The following is a 17,596-nucleotide window of genomic DNA, read 5'->3' as shown; positions in this document are numbered from 1 at the left end:
AGGTCGTAGCCGGTCGAGCCGATCGCCAGTCGAGCCTCTGGCCGGTCGGAAGGCGCAGACACCGTGATCTTCGCTCCCGATTGCCTGGCCGATCGCCGCATCCTGGTCGCCGGCGCGTCTTCGGGCCTCGGACGCCAGGTCGCCATCCAGATGGCCGAGTGCGGCGCCGAGGTCGTGCTCGCCGGTCGAAACGAGGCACGCCTCGCCGAGACACTGTCCGCGATGGCCGGTACAAACCACCGCATCGTTCTCGCCGACCTATCGAGCGTCGATGCCGCCGACGCTCTGGTCAAAACGACCGTGGCGGCAGTCGGCCCGCTTCATGGCGTCTTCTATTCCGCGGGCGAGAGCGCGCTCGCACCGGTGCGCACCACCAAGGCGCAGCATCTCGAACAGGTGTTCGGCGCGGGCTTATTCGGAGCATTTGGTGTCGCCAGGGCCGCGTCGCGCAAGGGGGCGCTCTGCGATGGCGGGTCGTTGGTGTTCATGTCTTCGGTCTCCGCGACGCGCGGCCGTCGCGGCATGGCGGCCTACTCGGCGGCGAAGGCCGGGATCGGTGGCCTGATCCGCGCGCTCGCGATCGAGTTGGCGCCGCGCAGCATCCGCGCGAACGCCATCGCGGCGGGCGCGGTAGTGACCGCCATGCACGACGCGTTCGCGGGGACCGTGAGTGAGGAGATGGTCGGCAACTATCGGGATCTCCACCTGCTCGGCTTCGGGCGGCCGGAGGATATCGGACATTGCGCGGTCTTCCTGATGAGTGACGCATCGCGCTGGATCACCGGCCAGAGCTTGGCGGTCGACGGCGGATACACCGCGAAATGAGCTGGCTGACCGACGAGGCCGGCCGTACGGTGCCGCCGGACGAGCGGTCACCCACACCGGGCGAGGCCGCGACTCTGCCCAAGCAGAACTACCGTTGCGAAGCCGTGCTACGCCGGGAAGTGGAGCGGATGTTTGCCGAAAGTTGGCTGTTCGTCGGCACTGCGGCGGAACTCGCAGAGAATCACAGCTTCGTCACGCTCGATCTGCCAGGCATCGCCGTCGTGGTGCAGAACTTTCGGGGTGAGCTGCGAGCCTTTCAAAATGTCTGTACGCACCGGTTCAATCGGATCCAGACGCAGGAGCGTGGCCGACGACCGCTGATGTGCGGCTATCATGCGTGGAGCTTCGACCAATCCGGGTTCCCGGTCGGCCGTCCCAAGCGCGAGCAGTTTCCCGTCGATACGCCGGAGGCGCGCGAGCGGCTCTGTCTGCCCCGCTACCGGGTCGAGACCTGCGGCGCCTTCGTCTTCGTCGACGTGTCGGGAACCGCTCCACCGCTCGACCAATATCTCGGCGATATCGCAGCCCCCTTACGGGCGATCGGTGATGCCATAGGCGGCGAGATCCAGTTCGACTCCGTTCCACATGACTGCAACTGGAAGCTGCTCGTCGAGAATGTGCTGGAGTGTTATCATTGTGCCGCCGTACACCCAGAGAGCTTCATCGACGGCCTCGGGATCGGTCATCACCCAATCCGCGATGTGGTTTTGAGTGATGGTCATTCGAGCTGTCATTTCCCGCGGAGGGAAATCAGGCGTGAGCATCTGCGCCGGAAAATTCTTTCGCACCTGGCGGACCGCGCCTACGCGCACGATTCGTTCTTCCATATCTTCGTCTTTCCTAACCTCTTCGTCTCGTCGCAGGAAGGTCTGACCTTCTATATCGGGCAAGCGCTTCCGGTAGACGCTCGACGGACTGTGCTGCGCACGCGGGTCTACGAGCCCCATCTCGCTCTCTCCGAGGGCGCGCGCGCGCGCCAGGACATGCTGAATCAGCAAACAGTGGGGATCGCCGGTCGCGTCATCGCCGAGGACAAGGTCGTACTGGAATCGGTGCAGCGCGGCTTGGAGGTGTCGAGCAAACCGGGCGTGCTCGGGGCAGACGAGGTTCGGATCGCGGCGTTCTTCGATCACTATCGGCACCGCATGGTATCCAGCCACGGAGGCTGAGGCGCCCGATGGCATCCGAGGCCGCTAGGACGGGGGGCCGACGGCCGGACGCTGGCCCGATCGATCGGATGTCACGAAGCGGGCCCCGTCCGCGCTCGGCGTCGAGGGCTCCGAGGTCGTAGCACACCCAGCCGGGCTCCAGCCCGGCCGTCATGCGCGCCAAATCACCGACGCCCCTCACCGGTGGCGGTCGGCGCCACGGCCGGATGGGGCGTGCGGCCGCCGTGTCAGAAAGAAGTCTAACCAGGGGACGATGGGAGCCCCACCGGTGGGAGCGACGATGTCGAGAGAGCGCGTGATCCTGGTCGGCGGCGGCGGCTTTTGCCGGGAGCTATACTTCTGCGCATCCGAGACGCACGCGGCCGGACGCCTCGCGCCGCTCGGCGGCTACCTCGACGACACCGGTGATACGCTGGCCGGCCTCGATTACGATTTGCCCTGGCTCGGATCCATCTCGGACTACGTCCCGGCCCGCGGAGATAGGTTTCTGCTGGCAGTCGGAACACCGAAGGCCAAGCGGGCCGTTCACGGCAAACTCGCCCCCAGGGGGGGGGTGTTCACCGAGCTGATCCATCCGAGCGCGCGCGTGGTGCGCACGGCGCAACTCGGGGAGGGTGTGATTTTCTGCCCCAACTCGGCCGCGGGTCCGGATACCGTCATCGAGCGCTTCGTGACGTTCAACACGGTCGGCGGCGCCGGCCACGACGCCCGGATCGGTGAATTCACAGTGATTAGCTCGCTGGTCGACATCACCGGCCACGCATCGATAGGGCGGGACGTGATGATCGGTTCAGGTGCGACGATCTTGCCGCGGGTGAGCGTCGGCGATGGCGCGACGATCGGCGCGCGCGCCGTGGTGTATCGTACGGTCGCGCCCGGGGCGAGTGTGTTCGTACTCCCGCCAAAGACCCTGCGCGCGCGGGGCGATTGAACGCTTCAGCGGTCGCCTGGAAAAACTCCGTCGGCGCGTCACGGTAGCCAAGCCACCCAGCGTGGCGAAAGCACGTCGTGCCGGCCGAGCCGCATTCGCCTCACCGCTTTAGTTGCCCATTTCGCCGTCGGCGTGATCGCGATCCCCTGGGGCCCGGCGCGCCGGTCTACGGCCATCCGAACCGGATCCCCCGTCGTCGAGGAGCGAGCCCGTGAGCTACAGATCCGCGCGTGATCGAGCGCGGATGTGCGCACCGGGGCGGCTGAAGCAGCGGCTGCGCTCCGGATCGCGCGCTTGGATCGCCGTCTTTTGCCGGCCTAGGCGCACTCGGCGGCGAGCCACTGGCGCCACATCGCCCGGAACGCCGCATCGACATCGGCGGCGAGGCCGGCGTGGTCCATGAGCGGGCTGGCATGGAGACGCTCGCGCAAGCCCGCCCGGATTGTCCGCAGGCGATCGCGGTCGAGCGCCAGATCCCGGGCGATCGCCACGTAGGCGTCCTGGCTGTCGGCGACCAGGTCCGGCAAGCCGATCACCCTTAGTATCGATGCTGCGACTCGGGCCGCCGCGTGATCTCCGCTGAGGGCGATGAAGGGTACCCCCATCGACAGGGTGTCGAAGCTCGTCGTGCCGCCGTTATACGGGTACGGATCCAGGGCGATATCCACCCGGTGATAGAGCTCGTGGTAGCCGGTGTTGACGCGCGGCTGGAAGATCACCCGGTCGAGCGGCAGCCCGGCCGCGGTCAGACGGGTTTCCACTGCTTCGCGGACCTCGGGGGTCCCGATGTCGCCCACCACCATGAACAGCCGGGATTCCGGCACCGCTTCGAGGATGGTCGCCCAGGTCGTAAGGACGGCGTCGCAGACCTTGGTCAGTCGGTTGAAGCAGCCGAAGGTGATGTGGCCTTCATCCTCGAAGGGCGCCCGCTCCCGCACCGGCGGCAGGTTGTCGACGCCGGCATAGGTGGCGCTCACCCGCGGCAGGCGCCATAGACGCTCGGCATGCAGGGGCTCGGCGAGGCCGAGCGGATCGGTGTTCGCGTCGGTGAGACGATAGTCGATCGCGGCCAGTCCGGTCGTGCCGGGATGCCCGATCCAGGTGACTTGGACGGGGGCGGGCTTGCGCGCGAACACCAGTAGGCGATTGCCGGCACTGTGTCCCGACAGGTCGACGAGGATGTCGATCGCGTCGGCCTCGATCCGGTCGGCCGCCTCGTCGTCGTCGAGGTTCGCGAGATTGTGCCAGCCGTCGAACAGCGGCTTCAACCGCCGCGAGAACGCGTCCTCGCTCGCATGCGTCATGTAGGCCAGCACCGACATGCTGTCCCGGTCGATGGCACGCAGATACGGCTCGAAGAAGCGAACCAGGGCGTGGTTGCAGAGATCGCCCGAGACGAAGCCGACGCGCAGCTTGCGCTCCGGGTCGCGATCATTGGCGAAGGGGCGACGGCGCAGGAGCGGGTCCGCATAGCGGCGGCCGTAATCCAGGGCGTCGGCGGCGTATTCCGCGTGCGGGATGTCGGCGGCGTAGAGCTTGGCGAACAGGCGGTTGGAGGCGACGAACAGCTTGGACGGATCGAGGCCGAGGGCCCGGTCGAACGCCTCCACGGCCTCGCCCAGGCGCCCGAGGGCCAGCAGCGCGCTGCCGCGGTTGCTGTGGGCGCCGGCATTGCCTGGCTCCAGCACGATGGCCCGCTCGGCGTGGCGCAGGGCCTCGCCGTACCGGAACCGGCGCTGATAGACCCCGGCGATGTTGGCATGCGCCATCGCGAGGTCGGGATCGAATTCGAGGGCCTTCTCCAGGGCGGAGATGGCGCTGTCGTAGTCGCCGCGATTGGTCAGGACCGTGCTGAGGCCGCTGAAGAACAGAGGGTTCTTCGGCTCGCGGTACAGCGCGATGCTGATCAGGTCATAGGCCAGTTCGGGCCGGTTCGTCCGAGCCGCGATGACGCCGGCGAGATAGGTGGCGTGCGCGTGGGTCTCGTCGAGGAACAGGACGAGGTCGAGCAGCGCCTCCGCCGAGCGGTATTCACTCCGATCGTAGCGTAGCTGGGCGGACGCGAAGGTGCTCTCCAGAAAGGCCGCTTTGAGCGGCTGCGCCTCGGGGCCGAAGCTCTGCGCCTTGTAGCGCTCCAGGATCGCGCGCGCGTCCGGCAAACGCTCCACGGCGAGCAGCGCGGTGGCCAGGGCGAGCCAGTAATTCGGCCGTTCGGGCGCGCCCCGCAGGGCCGTGACGAAATGGGTCACGGCCTTCTCGGGGGCGTGGCGCGCCGCGATCTGGCCGAGCTCGTAATGCGCCTCGGGATGGTTGGGCTCGGTGCCGAGCACCCGCCGCAGGGTCGATTCGGCCCGGTCGAATCGTCCGCAGGCCCGATGGTCCCGTGCCTTGGCCAAGCTGCGCATCGCAGCCCCACCGGACGCGGCGCCGCTTGCCCGCCCGCCATATTGATCGAGCATTCCGCGCCCTCCCGAGGTCGCGATAGTTGCAGCAACACGGTTAAGAGCCAGTGAAGAAGGTTGCTGCGCCGCAGTGGAACGCTGGCTGCAGCGCGGCGTGCGGGCGACGATCGATGTCAGGACCGAATGAGCGCGGAAGATCGACGATCGTCGGTGTTTCGCGCTCTCGGTGCGAGACGATCCCTAAAGCGTGCCGCTCGATCCAAAGCTGGGTGCCGCTTACGGGTTCGCGATCCGCCGGATCACGCGTCGTACGACCGCCTCGTCGAGATCCGGAAATATCGGAAGGCAGAGGACGCGCTCGGACGCCGCCGCCGCCGCCGGCAGGCGGTCGCGTCCCGCGCTCGGCAGTGACCGATACATCGGATAATCCGAAATCAACGGATAGAAGTAGCGTCGCGGGTAGATTCCCTCGCGCTTCAGAGCTGCGTCGAGGTCGTCCCGCGTGACCGGGTAATCCGGTTCGACGAGGATCGGAAAGTAGGCATAATTGGCCGTTTCGTTCTGGACAGGTTCAAGGCAGCGAATGCCGCGGACGTCGCGCAGGCCCGTTCGGTACAGGGCGTCGATCTCGCCTCGGCGAGTCACCGCCGCGTCGATGTAGCGGAGTTGGACGAGCCCCAGAGCGGCGTTGAGTTCGCTCATCTTGCCGTTGAGTCCGACCTCGATCACGGAGGTCTCACCGTCGAAGCCGAAATTCTTGAGCTTCTCGATCCGCGCCTTCTGCGCTGCGTCGGCACAGACGATCGCACCACCTTCGAAGGTGTTGAACACTTTCGTCGCGTGAAAACTGAGGACGGACAGGTCGCCGTGCTTCAGGACGCTCCCGCCGCGATGGCGCACGCCGAAGGCGTGCGCCGCGTCGTAGATCACTTTGAGGCCATGCCTGCGCGCGATGTCGTCGATCGCCTCGACGTCGCAGGGGTGCCCGTAGCAATGAACCGGTAGGATCGCACTCGTGCGCGGTGTGATCGCGGCCTCGACCGAGGCCGGATCGAGGTTGAGACTGTGCGGATCGATGTCCGAGAAGACCGGCGTGAGGCCGCTCCACAACAGTGCGTGCGACGTCGCCACGAAGGAGTAGGGCGTGGTGATAACCTCTCCCGTGAGCCCGAGCGCGCGCAGCGCCACGATGAGGGCGGTGGTCGCGTTGTTGAACAATGCGATCTCCGGAACGCCGAGGTGGTCGCGTAGCCGCTCCTCCAGTTCGCGGTGATACGGACCGCCATTCGTCAGCACCCGGGTCTGCCAGATCCGCCTCAGCAGCGGCTCGAATTCCTCGAGCGGCGGCAGGAACGGGCGCGTGACGAAGACCGCTTCATCTGAAGCATCGCCGGGCAAGCGCTCGCTCGGCTTGCCGGGCGTCTCCAGGACCAGTGCGAGGTCGCGTTCCAGCTGTGCGGCTTGCGCGAGGGCCTTGGCAGAGATCCTCGCCGCATTTCGGGGGCGCCGAGCACGTCCCGACTCGGCACTGTGTAGGGCGCCGGATATCACCGGCTGAGCCGGCGGGACGGGTAGATCGTCAAGACGATTGGACGCCATCGGTCTACCGTGTCCAGATGCCGGGTGCGTCACGTCGGCCCCGCCGGTGTGTCGTAACGGAGAGATCGAACGCACTACGAAAAACCGGGAGCACATATCCGGACGGATCGCCCGTCGGCGCGAGAGACGTCCCCCTCATCGCTGCAGGGTCCGGGAATATGGGGCCCGGGCGCTTCGCGAGCCCGCGAACAGGTGGGGCGTCGAGGTGGGCGCACCCGACCACGTGCGCGCCCGTGAGCCGAGGCAGGGATGCCTCCGGGCGGGGCGCCTCGCTAGGTGGCAGAGCTCCGGTATCCGGGGCGCCCTCGGCGCGGGACCGACCCTGTCACGGCACTCGGGGGCGAAGACGATAAGGCTCGGCTCAAACAGTGAGCGCGCGCGCGTGAGCTCCGGTCTGATGGCGGGCGAGGGGCGCCCCCAGCGAGATGTAGCCGTCATCCGGTTCGTCCGCGCGAATGCCGCTCCGGGATCGCGCGGAGACCGCCGGTTCGAACGCCGCAGAGCCGCGTATCGGCTGAGGCGCGGCGAGCGACCGACGTAGCCCGACGATGGGCGTGTTCAGGCAGCATCGGGGTAGCCCGTGCCGGTGCGCACGACGCCGCGATCGGCGGCGACCGGTCGTGGCGACGGATCCGGCAAGGCTCGGATGCTGCGCGGCGCCGCCTCGAACTCGGTCGGCAGCCGGCGGTGAGCTGGTGCTGATCGTACACTCTTCCTGCCGTTAAAGGGCGCATCCATGCACGCTCTGCAATGTTCAAGCATGCTGTGCGTCCCCTTCCAAGTTCGAAAGGTGACCGGATCAACGCTAACGGCCGGTTAATGCGTCGGGCGATTCCCGACCGGTGATGTCCGTGCGGGCGTGCCATTTCCGGTCCGATCCGCGATCCCCGTGCGCGGAACCGCGGACACTCAGGCGAGCCCGTGACCACGCTTGGGAGACGTCGGTATCAGACCCCGTGCCAGCGCTTCGAAGCCGGAGGTGGTGTGACGGCCCACGGCGCCGGGACGTCGGCCCGGCGCCGTGGGCCGCCACCAAAACATGCCGTAGAGCCCGGTCGATCATCCACGCGCTCCTCGGCCCGCTCGTCCGGCCGCAGGTTCGATCGCAGGCGCGCGAGCCATCGCTCGGCCAGAATCGGTTTCCGCCTCGACCGTCGTTCTGCCGCGGCGTGAGGTGGCCCTATCAGCGGGTTACGCCGCGGAGCCGTGGCGGCGATGGTCGCTGCGAGGGCGACTTCGGTCCGAACCCGTGCTGCCTCTGGCGCCGTATCGGGCCGTCCACGCGTTCGGGCGCGGGATGCCACAGGCCGAGCGTTCCGACACGCCGCACGTCCCGATCGCGAACGGTCCCCAGAGGCTTCCCGAAGCCGTCGCCGTCGGGAGCGGTTGCTCGGGTCGGGCCGAGATCGCGCCCGTCCGCTGCCTTGCACGCGGCGCGATCAACGCCAGCCGGCGTAGGGTTGCTCATCGGGGGCCGGGCCATGGGGGCCGATACGAGGTTGCCTTTCGACGGCTTCTCCTGCTCGAAACTTCGGCCATAGGGCGACTGTGATGGACGTAAGCCATGGCCTACCGTGAAGACGGCAATCACCTGTACCGAGGGCCTGTGGCAGGGGCGGGCCGTCGGCCCGACGACCTCGGGCCCCATCGCTTGGACGGCGATCCTCGGCCTCGCCCTGCTCCTCCGTTCGCGCGCGTCCGCGGGCGTGAGCGAACGGGCGATCCGCGTCGGAGACCTGCCGCCGTGATGGGCTCGCTCGCACTGGGTCTGGCAGGCCTGACCTGTCCGGCCACGGCGCAGACCTATAGCCCGCCCTTCACAGCCAGCGTGGCCAATTCCGGCCAGCCGGGGCTTCAAGGAATGCCGCTCTTTCTCGCGAACAGCTTTTCCGGTGCGAAGTTCGATGACCGCGCGACCCTGCGGGTTGATCGCGACGTCGAGACCACGTCCGGCGGCGGCAAGCCGTGGTGGACCTACAAGGCCTTCTGGGCGAACACCACGACGAGCTTCGTCTCGCCCGGGTTCGAGTGGGTGGTCACGGCTGAGCTGAATAACCGCGCTCGCAAGAGCGCGAACGCCCAGAACGTCGCCATGAACGGCACGGCCTGGAAGAAGCCCACGGACAATGGCGAGGAGACCGGCACGACCTGGGCCGGCAACTTCAACTGCGTGGATCAGACCGGTATCCCGAACCCGACAACCTCGTGCATCGGCGTGGAACTCGACATCGGCGGCGCGGTCGGCCCGGATGCGAATCGGCAACGGGTCCTGGCGCATGCGGGAGCCGGCGGGGAGGCCGGAAGCCACGTGGCTTACGGCTACATGGTCTCGACCGGGCCGGGCGTAACCATCGACCGCGCGTTCTCGACGGCCAATGTCGGGTCGACGTTCGGCATCGGCCTCGATCTTGCGGGAGGTTCGTTCAGCGGCGCCGCCGTGCTCCTGGCCCCGGGACAGTGGGTCGGCCTCGACGGGAACGCCGAAGGCACGTTCAGCCGCTTCTTCGGTTTCAACCCCGTCGACAGCACCCTGACATACATGACGCGCGGCGGTCCGATGCTGCGCGTCACTGATGACGGAGCTGCCTACGTGGGCCGATTGATCGAGACGCTTCCACACATCCCGGCATCGTCCTCCGCCCCGTGCGTTGCGGGCGAGCGCGCTTGGGACGAGAGCTTCGAGTACCGCTGCATCGCCCCGAATCGCTGGAAGCGAGCCGCGCTGAGCGACTGGTAGGGCTCTCCGTCCCGTCGCCGATCACGCACTCTGCCCCGGGTGCCGCGCCGTAGATCCGGATGAGCCCGTACCGCTCGGAGCGCACCGGCTTCGCCTGTCTCGCGTTCATGGGATGGTGTGTGATCGCGCGCCGCGCCTGATGGCGCGATCACACCCGGGCTGTCGATCCGACGGGCTGACCAGCGGCGAGGGCCGGGCTCGGCTGTTCCCGCGAGGGGGCGGGGTGGGTGACGTCGTCGACGCGCGACGGGACGCGACGGCCGCGGTGGTCGGGGATGGACGCTGTCGCGAAGGTGCCGCGCCGACGCCGCGGCGGTGACGGGGACGTGACCGTCGAGATCGCGGGCGAACGCGCCGCCGGCAAAGCATGGGCGGTTACGGGCCAGAGTTTTCCACGCGCGTCACGCACCTGGTCGCTGACGGCTTGGCCTCGGGCGAGGCCGGGCGCAACCGCACGCGAGGTCAGGGAATCGCCCCGGAGAGTGGGAGGATTCAGCTTCGAACGGGCCTGCACTGACCGCGCGGCTTCCCCGACTTCGCTTGAGCGGCATTCATGGCCGCGCTGATGCACCGACCGGATTGCGGTCATCCGGTGAGAGGCGTCCCGGATCGGCCTGCGCTTCGCCCGGCGCCGATCTCGTCTGCAGGGGCGGCGAGCCCGGACCGGTGAACGGGACGGTGATCTCGTAACCTTGATCATGTCTCGAAAACGGGGCCGTGGCGGATCAGGGGCGGCCTGTTGCATCTTGGGCGCGGGGTGCTGTGCCCCCCCGGACATGGCGTCGGGACGGTTCGGGTTCCTCCACGTCGCCGAGGCCGCAATTCCACGCGGCAAGGTGAGCCACGCGATCTTGGGCAACGTCGGCAGCCACAAGCACCCGAAGGTGCGCGCCTGGCTCGCCCGCCACCCGCGCTGGACTTTCCGCTTCACCACGACCTCGGCCCCCTGGCTCAACGCGGTCGCGGGCTTCTTTTCGACGCTCACGCGCTGTCGGCTGCGACGCAGCTCGTTCACCGGCGTCGTCGACCTGCAGGCGGCAATCGAACGCGCCATCGCCGAGCACAACCGGCGCGCCAGACCCTTCGTCTGGACCAAACCGGCCAACGACATCCTCGCCGCCGTCGGCCGATCCCATAATCCATCCGTCTGAGTCGATGCACTAGCCCTGCATCTTGCTGACCACGTGCTTCAGTAGAAACAAGCCGATGGTGGTGGCGGTGAACCCGAACATGATCACGTAAAGCTGGTCGATTTGGAGTCCCGCGTAAGGATAATAGGCCGACCTGACCCACTCCGCGGCTTGCAGGGCGGGATTGAACTTCATCCAGTAATAAACTTTTTCGGGCAGGTAGCTCGGCATGAACATCACGCCGCTGGAGATGTACAAGACGATGCTGAACAGCGCGTAGCCGATCATCCAGCCTGGGAAAAACCCGATGATGGCGACGTTGATCGTGCCGACGCCGATCCCGAGGCCGATCGCGGCGACGTAGCCGCACACCGCCGTGAGCGGGGCCGAAGGAATCGGATTGACCCCTATGATCAGGAGGACGGAACTAACGACCAAGAGGGCGAGAAATCCGGTCACGATCTCGACGAGGATGCGGGAGAAGATCAGGTCGAAGAGCTTCACCTGCGGATAGTACGTCAAAGGTCGGTTCATGATCACCGATTTCATCACCTCGCGGGAGACATATTGAAAGACCAGGACCGGGACCGCTCCGGTGGCGAAGAACAACGCCCGGTCGTCGCCGAGCGGCGCCGGTATTTTCTGAAACGTGTAGATCGCGATCAGCATGAAGATGTGAACGCACGGCCACAGGACCACCACCCCGTAGCCCCAGATCGAGGCGCCGAAACGGGTGCGCATGTCGCGCAGGATCAGCGCGTGCAGGACGTGCAGATACGATTCGAGCGGGCTCCGTTGGCTAGGAGCCTGTATGGATGCGGGCATGGGACCAAACCTCGACGTCGGCGAGACATCGACGTAAACCTGGGCAAAAGTGCGTTGGATCGGCCCGACGCTGCCCTTCGTCCCCTCGGGCCAGGTAGGCGTCGAAGGTGTTGCCGGGGGCGTTCGAGAGCTGCGACGGCCTCTACGATCGCCGGCCGTCGATTTTCTGACGGTCGCGAGGGCCCCGCCCGACCAGTCGAGCCGGCGAGCGCCCTCACGAGGGAGCGGTCGGTCGGGGGGTCGAGCCCGAGTCGCGGTCCGCGCGCAGGTTTGCTACAGGTCGGCGCGTGGCAACGATCTCCCGGACAGCCTGACATGCGCCCGCTCCTCCTCGCCTGCTCGCTGTTGCTCTTCCCCCTCCCCGCCTCGGCGCTGTGCCGCTGCGCCTGCGTGCGGGGCGTGATCACGCCGATCTGCCAGCCCACAGATCTCGTCCACCCCGTGTGCCAGGGGCTCTGCTCGGACGCGATCCGAGCCGAGGCGGTGACGCGCCCGCTCGCCGGGGGTCAACCGCAATACGAGACTGTGCAACCGTTCGACCCGGCCCCGCTGGGACTGCAGGCGCGCGATCCCAATTACGGCGTCGACGCCCGCGGCTTTCAACTCGGCACGGCCGGCGTGCAGTCGGGCAACGACGCCTTCTCAAGTTCGAGCGCGGGCGGATCGAGCGGTGGCGCCGCGGGTGCCAGTTCCCGCTGACGGCCTCCCGGCGCGCGGGCGCGCATCGTTCCAGACCGGACCGCGCTGGCCGTCTGAGCAGGGCATGAGCCGATTGACGCCCCGGGCCGCTTATGACCTAAGCCCTGCCGCGCTGTGGTGTTCGGGAATCGACGATGGCAGGAGACGATACGCTGGCGAAGGCCCTGGCCGACGTGCGGCAACGGCGAGCCGATCTCCAGGCCGACTACGAGCGCCTGACGACCGAGCTGAACAAGCTTCGGACGGCGGAAAAATCCCTGGCGGCGATCGTCGAGGGCGGGGCCCTGGATGAAGCGGGGCCCGTCGGTCTCGACCCGGCGGGGGAGGTTTCCGTCCGCACCCGGCGGGTGGCCGGTCGGGGCAGCCGCGGCCCCCGGGCGAACTCGGCCAAGGGCCGGTTGAAAGCGCTGTTGGAGGAGACGGGACCTCAGGGCTTGTCGCACGCTGAGATCGAGCAACGTCTACCCGACGTCGCGCCCAACACGTTGAACACGTATCTCAGCATGATGGTGACCGGCGGCGAGGCGGTGCGCCGGGGCGACTTCTACGTGGCCGCGCCCTCCCCCCGCGACGAGGCGGCGAGTGAGGACGCGGGAGAGGAGACGGGGGCGGAGGAGCCGGGCGAATCGGGGGATTGAGATCGCTCCGCGCGAAAGATCATGCGAGGCGGCCGCCGACGCCGCGGTCGATCGATCCGGATCCGCCACCGGTATCCGCGGGCGATGCGATCGATCTCGCCCCCGACACGCTTTCGCCTCTAGCCGATGCGAGGACCTTCGAGAGGGAGCCACGCGTGTGCGGCTGCGGTTCGGTCAACCGGACTGCGCGTTTCCCGGGCTCTGAGCACTGGGGGATTGCTGATGACGACCGACATCCGGGAGACCGACGGCAGCCCGGTCCCGGCATCTCAGCGGCGGACGGCGATCGCCTCGGCGTTGCGCCAGTTCGCGCGGGTCCCTGGCCTGGCCGATCACAGGACGGGCATTCGGTCCTACCAGAGCCACGTCAAGGCCGACCCGTGGATCCCGATCCTGTTCGCGCTGTGCTTCGCGCTGCCGACGCTCGCCGGCGCCGTGTACTACGGGCTCATCGCCTCGGACCGCTACGTGACGGAGACGCGGTTCGCGATCCGGCCGACGATCGGCACGGCCGACAAGGCGACGTCGGACGCGGTCGGCACCAATGCCGGCGTGCCGAACCAGATGATCGCGCAGGATACCCTGATCACCCTGGAATACGTCCACAGCCGCCCGATGCTGGAGGCGCTCGAAGCGAAGCTGCCGATCCGCGCGTGGTTCAGCCGGGACAGCATCGACTACTTCTCCCGCTTCGACGCGGACAAACCGATCGAGAAGTTGCTGCGATACTGGAAGCGTCGGGTCACGATCGACGTCGAATCAGGGTCCGGTGTCATGTTCCTATCGGTTGAGGCTTTCGACCCGGCCGAATCCTTCGCCATCGCGGAGGCGGTGCTCAGTGAGGCCGAGCGGATGCTGAACGGCCTCAGTGCGCCCGCGCGCCAGGACGCGTTGAGCGAGAGCGCCCGCGAATTGCAGGGCGCGGAGCAGCGGCTGATCAACGCCCGCAGGACGGTGAACGATCTGCGCAACCGGGAGGGCGTGATCGACGCCCAGAAGTCGAACGAGGCCGCCCTCAAGACCATAGGCGATCTGAGATCTTCGCGGATCAACCTGGCAGTCCAGCTCGGGATAGGTCAGCGCGACCTCGGTCCGCAATCGCGTCAGATCATCGATCTGAAGCAGCGTATCAACGATCTCGACGACAACATCGCCCGGGTCGAGCGGCAATTGGCCGGCGGTGATCCCGCGCAGAAGCGCTTGCTCTCCGACGCGCTGACCCGGTTCGAGGCCCTCGACAACGGCCGTAAGAACGCGGAGAAGTACTACGAGCAGGTACGGGTAGCCCACGAGCGGGCCCGCATCGTCGCCGCACAGCAGGTGGAGACGTTCGCCGCGATCGTGCAGCCGGCGAAGGCCGAGTCCTCGACGGAGCCGCGGCGGATCCTGATGATCAGCCTGATCACCGCCGGAGCGGCCACGCTGTTCGCCACGACATTGTTCGCGCGCAAGGTGATAGCCTAGAGCGTGCCGCGCGACCGGATACCGGGTCGCCCCGGGCGAGCGCCGAGACGGGGAACGACCGCAATCGCCGACCCCGACGCGCTCGGCTACGTTTCCCGTGGAGGCTGAACGTCGCCGCGCCCGGCCAGCTTGTGCCGGGAGAGACGCGAGTTCGAAGGGCGCGGTGAAGGTTCATCCCCGTCGCCACCTCGCCCCGGGTGCTGAGGTGCCGCACCCGCGCCGAGCGGGATGGCGCGCGCGGCGTGGCCCGCCTCCACCGAGAGCTCGGGTGGAACCGGTTCCGCGTCGAGAGTGCCGGAAACCGCGTCGCGTAGGTCACCGGGTGATCTGAAGGACGCAACGCCAGACGAGACGGAGACGGAGGCGACGGGCCCGCCCATGGACGCCCCGTCGGCAGCTCTGCTGTGTGGGTCTTCGGCCCCGATGTGCGATGGAGGGGACACCGTTCGGTGCCGTGATCAAACCGCCCGTCGCCGGTCCCGACGTCGCCGTGGAACCGATCGCTCGCGGAGGCTGCAGGCCGCGTCGGGCCCTCGCGACCGAGCGCGACGGGCGCCTTCGGCGACCATCGCGTCGAATGCCGCGCGGCATCGCGCGTCCCGTGCTGAGCCCAGCGGCACGGTTTGCCGCCGGTTCAAGACGGCGCCTCGGTCCCGCCCGGCCGCCGCCACGCGACCCGAGCGGGCGCGGGCGGACGCTATCGGTCTGCGTGCCCATATCGAACGGGCCGGTGGTCGCCGGCGCGTCCCGTCATCGGCGAGCGATGGAATCCCCTTAGGGCAGCCTGACGCTCCGGCTCGCGCTCAGGCGGGCGACGTGTCCTTCGAGATGGCGCGCGATGAACTTCGATACGGTCGCGCGCCCGTCGAAATCGTAGTGGACGATGTCGTAGAAGGTTCCGGGTCCGTCACCGCCGATGAGCCGACTGGCGTCATGCAATTCGAGATTGTCGGGCAGACCGTCCTGTTCGAGGTCGTGAAGATGGGCCTCGAACCGGTCATATTGTCGGGCCAGCAAGGACAGCGTCTCGGGGGCGGCCAAGTTCATCTCAGATTGACCCGGGCGGTCCTTACGGACCACGATTGGTTCAAGAAAGTACAGGACTGGGATCTCTGCGGCGCGCGCGATGCGGGCGAGCTTTCGGATGGAAGCTTTGTACTGATCTGCGATCGCTATCTCCCACGCTTGGCTTCCGAAATCGACATCGCGCTTCAGCCGAGTTTGATAGTCGAACGCCCGGTCGATCAGCTGGTCGTAGGTCAAGCCATCGCGCCAAGCCGCCTCGTTGTGCGCGTCGAAGAAGTAGCCGTAGAGGCTCTCCGTGACGAAGCTGTTGTATGGGTGGCCCGGCCGAGGATCGTATGTCAGCGGCTGGAAGGCGTCGGTGGCGCCGCTGACGACCACCAACGCGTCGGGGTCGAGATCCAGAAGACGCGCGAAGATGAGGCTCGTCATCTGCTCGGTGCAGGACGATGTGACGCCAAAATTATACGCTTTCACGTGCCCTGATCCGGCGTGGTGGAAGATGTCCTCGATCCGGCCGGCGATCAGGTCGAGCCACTGGATGCCCACGTTCATCGTGCTGTCGCCGACGACGAAGATCCGCACCTCATCCGGGTTCTCGCGCGGACCCGCCGCCACGGGATTGAGAAACCCCAACGCGTCGTAGGGCATGCAATGCTGGTCGAGCTTGTAGTGTGGCTCGCCGGTGAACTGCGCGTACGGGGTAGGCCTCCGCAGGCGCGCGTCGAAATAGGGGACGTGATGCTTGAATCTGTTGCGTTGCGTCTCAAGGGTCGGGATCGAGGCCATGAGCACGACATCCTCAGCGGCGCGAGCGGGGAACGGTGCGGTTTCTCTAGCCGCAACCGGGGATGAGTCACGCATGAAATACGCCTCGCCCGTCGCAACCGGTTACCGCCGGTCCGAGCGGGACCTGGGTTCGCACTGAGCCGGCCCCGAATGGGTCCCGGCGCGGATCCGGGGCGGCGCAAACCGGGCGCCTTCTCGCCCGAGACCAGGGCGGGGGTGATGGCGGAGCGTCCAGCGCCGGGGATCGGCGCGCATCGCCCTCTGCGCCGCGCTGGCCGCATGAAGCCGGCGGGGCGAGGGTGAGGATCGAGTGTGGTGGCGCGACGAGCGCGACCGGGGGGAGCCGACCCTTGTCGGCGGGATGGCGTCCACACCGTCGTGGCGCGGTGGCGCGCGGCTCGGTGGGTCGGACCCGTCGCGCTGCGGCCGCGCGACGGCGCAAGCGTCGGACGCATCTGAGCGGGCCGGCGTGGGTGGCCTCCAACCGCCCTCTGGCGTAGCAGACGTGGCGCCGCTCGGGGCTTGCGGGCGCCGCCGATCCGCGCGCATCTGTGCGGCGTCGGCTCCAGTCCGAGATGATCTATAGACCGGGGTACCCCAGAGATATGCCTGTCACGATCGACGACCGCGGCGCAAACAATCAGGTCGATGCGCCGGAGGGTTTTCTAGAGGCCTATGGCGGGACGATCACCTTCGAGGGGCACCACAACCACGTCATGATCGGGCGTGGATCGCATTGCAACGGCCTGTCGATCCTGTGCCGATCGCACGGGACGGTCCACGTGGGCGACCACGTCCGTCTAGAGACCCTCCGGGTCTACCTGCTCGCGACCTCGAAATTGATCATCGGCGAGCACACGGCTTTCGTCGGGGACGCCTCGATCGCCGCGCACGAGCCCCGCGACATCACCATAGGCCACAATTGCCTGATCGCGGGGGGCGTGAGCTTCACGGTGAGCGACATGCACTCGATCGTCGACGTGAACACCGGTGAGCGGGTCAACCCGCCCCGGCCGATCCACATCGGTCACCGGGTCTGGCTCGGGACCATGTCGACGATCCTGAAAGGCACGACGATCGGCGACGGCTCGATCGCCGCGGCCAATTCCCTGGTGAGCGGGACGTTCCCGAGTAACGTGCTGGTGGGGGGCATCCCGGCCAAGGTCCTGCGCACCGACGTGACCTGGCGCAACGACCTGATCTGACCCCCCTTGCCTCCCCCCGCCGCGACCTGCGGATCTGGTAAAAGGCAGGCTCGCGCGGGCGGGAGGCCGTTCATCACCGGCCTTCCGCGCGTCCAAGCGTCCGTGCCCGCCTCCGACCGGGTCGCCGGGGATCGGAGGCTCCCTCCGCGAAAGGCGGCGG

The 17,596-nt window shown here is 67.7% G+C and carries 12 protein-coding genes and 1 pseudogene; 9 read left to right on the top strand and 4 right to left on the bottom strand.

The genetic code is table 11. The annotated features are described in order from the left end of the window. The first annotated feature begins 63 nt into the window (after positions 1–63). The 3 genes from LGR69_RS19905 (at position 64) to LGR69_RS19895 (ending at position 2,925) form a co-directional block, all read left to right on the top strand. Positions 64–825: an SDR family NAD(P)-dependent oxidoreductase gene (locus LGR69_RS19905; RefSeq protein WP_230367111.1), complete on the top strand. Its 762-nt coding sequence runs from the start codon at positions 64–66 to the stop codon at positions 823–825. Continuing rightward, positions 822–1,994, top strand: coding sequence for an aromatic ring-hydroxylating oxygenase subunit alpha (locus LGR69_RS19900; protein WP_230367110.1), 1,173 nt, complete (start codon positions 822–824; stop codon positions 1,992–1,994). Before LGR69_RS19905 ends, LGR69_RS19900 begins: the two co-directional genes overlap by 4 nt. A gap of 280 nt (positions 1,995–2,274) precedes the next feature. Further along, entirely contained in the window at positions 2,275–2,925 is a 651-nt protein-coding gene (locus LGR69_RS19895) for an LbetaH domain-containing protein (RefSeq protein ID WP_230367109.1), read from the top strand. Between the two features lie 317 nt (positions 2,926–3,242). Here LGR69_RS19895 and LGR69_RS19890 read toward each other — a convergent pair whose 3' ends face one another. Together LGR69_RS19890 and LGR69_RS19885 are read right to left on the bottom strand one after the other, a co-directional pair. Next, entirely contained in the window at positions 3,243–5,384 is a 2,142-nt protein-coding gene (locus LGR69_RS19890) for a tetratricopeptide repeat protein (protein ID WP_230367108.1), read from the bottom strand. Between the two features lie 219 nt (positions 5,385–5,603). Beyond that, entirely contained in the window at positions 5,604–6,926 is a 1,323-nt protein-coding gene (locus tag LGR69_RS19885) for a DegT/DnrJ/EryC1/StrS family aminotransferase (protein WP_230367107.1), read from the bottom strand. 1,747 nt (positions 6,927–8,673) lie between these two features. Here LGR69_RS19885 and LGR69_RS19880 point away from each other — a divergent pair. Further along, positions 8,674–9,663 (top strand): hypothetical protein, encoded by a 990-nt coding sequence (locus LGR69_RS19880; RefSeq protein ID WP_230367184.1) that lies wholly within the window; start codon positions 8,674–8,676, stop codon positions 9,661–9,663. 797 nt (positions 9,664–10,460) lie between these two features. Continuing rightward, positions 10,461–10,814: pseudogene (locus tag LGR69_RS19875) on the top strand (IS630 family transposase); the annotation flags it as partial. Positions 10,815–10,823: 9 nt separating this feature from the next. Here the strand turns inward: LGR69_RS19875 and LGR69_RS19870 are convergent. Continuing rightward, on the bottom strand, positions 10,824–11,618 hold the full coding sequence (locus LGR69_RS19870) for an ABC transporter permease (protein ID WP_230367106.1): 795 nt from the start codon (positions 11,616–11,618) through the stop codon (positions 10,824–10,826). A 315-nt stretch (positions 11,619–11,933) separates the two neighbouring features. On the opposite strand from LGR69_RS19870, the gene LGR69_RS19865 reads away from it, so the two are divergent. The 3 genes from LGR69_RS19865 (at position 11,934) to LGR69_RS19855 (ending at position 14,419) form a co-directional block, all read left to right on the top strand. Continuing rightward, positions 11,934–12,317, top strand: coding sequence for a hypothetical protein (locus LGR69_RS19865; protein ID WP_230367105.1), 384 nt, complete (start codon positions 11,934–11,936; stop codon positions 12,315–12,317). Between the two features lie 134 nt (positions 12,318–12,451). After that, complete coding sequence (locus tag LGR69_RS19860) at positions 12,452–12,955, top strand: hypothetical protein (RefSeq protein WP_230367104.1); 504 nt, start codon at positions 12,452–12,454, stop codon at positions 12,953–12,955. Positions 12,956–13,177: 222 nt separating this feature from the next. Next, complete coding sequence (locus LGR69_RS19855) at positions 13,178–14,419, top strand: capsule biosynthesis protein (RefSeq protein WP_230367103.1); 1,242 nt, start codon at positions 13,178–13,180, stop codon at positions 14,417–14,419. Between the two features lie 774 nt (positions 14,420–15,193). On the opposite strand, the gene LGR69_RS19850 is transcribed toward LGR69_RS19855, so the two are convergent. Continuing rightward, complete coding sequence (locus LGR69_RS19850) at positions 15,194–16,231, bottom strand: hypothetical protein (RefSeq protein ID WP_230367102.1); 1,038 nt, start codon at positions 16,229–16,231, stop codon at positions 15,194–15,196. A gap of 605 nt (positions 16,232–16,836) precedes the next feature. Between LGR69_RS19850 and LGR69_RS19845 the strand changes: the two genes are divergently transcribed. After that, positions 16,837–17,436: an acyltransferase gene (locus LGR69_RS19845; RefSeq protein ID WP_230367101.1), complete on the top strand. Its 600-nt coding sequence runs from the start codon at positions 16,837–16,839 to the stop codon at positions 17,434–17,436. Positions 17,437–17,596: the final 160 nt, after the last annotated feature.

Origin of the sequence: Methylobacterium brachiatum (assembly GCF_020523825.1) — a bacterium.
GTDB lineage: Bacteria > Pseudomonadota > Alphaproteobacteria > Rhizobiales > Beijerinckiaceae > Methylobacterium > Methylobacterium brachiatum.
Note: the sequence above shows the minus strand (reverse complement) of the source record. Positions and strands in the feature narration are given on the sequence as shown.

Coding starts and splice junctions, on each gene's coding strand:
- LGR69_RS19900 (WP_230367110.1), top strand. CDS start 822: ATGAGCTGGCTGACCGACGAGGCCGGCCGTACGGTGCCGCCGGACGAG.
- LGR69_RS19895 (WP_230367109.1), top strand. CDS start 2,275: ATGTCGAGAGAGCGCGTGATCCTGGTCGGCGGCGGCGGCTTTTGCCGG.
- LGR69_RS19890 (WP_230367108.1), bottom strand. CDS start 5,384: ATGCTCGATCAATATGGCGGGCGGGCAAGCGGCGCCGCGTCCGGTGGG.
- LGR69_RS19885 (WP_230367107.1), bottom strand. CDS start 6,926: ATGGCGTCCAATCGTCTTGACGATCTACCCGTCCCGCCGGCTCAGCCG.
- LGR69_RS19880 (WP_230367184.1), top strand. CDS start 8,674: ATGGGCTCGCTCGCACTGGGTCTGGCAGGCCTGACCTGTCCGGCCACG.
- LGR69_RS19870 (WP_230367106.1), bottom strand. CDS start 11,618: ATGCCCGCATCCATACAGGCTCCTAGCCAACGGAGCCCGCTCGAATCG.
- LGR69_RS19865 (WP_230367105.1), top strand. CDS start 11,934: ATGCGCCCGCTCCTCCTCGCCTGCTCGCTGTTGCTCTTCCCCCTCCCC.
- LGR69_RS19860 (WP_230367104.1), top strand. CDS start 12,452: ATGGCAGGAGACGATACGCTGGCGAAGGCCCTGGCCGACGTGCGGCAA.
- LGR69_RS19855 (WP_230367103.1), top strand. CDS start 13,178: ATGACGACCGACATCCGGGAGACCGACGGCAGCCCGGTCCCGGCATCT.
- LGR69_RS19850 (WP_230367102.1), bottom strand. CDS start 16,231: ATGGCCTCGATCCCGACCCTTGAGACGCAACGCAACAGATTCAAGCAT.
- LGR69_RS19845 (WP_230367101.1), top strand. CDS start 16,837: ATGCCTGTCACGATCGACGACCGCGGCGCAAACAATCAGGTCGATGCG.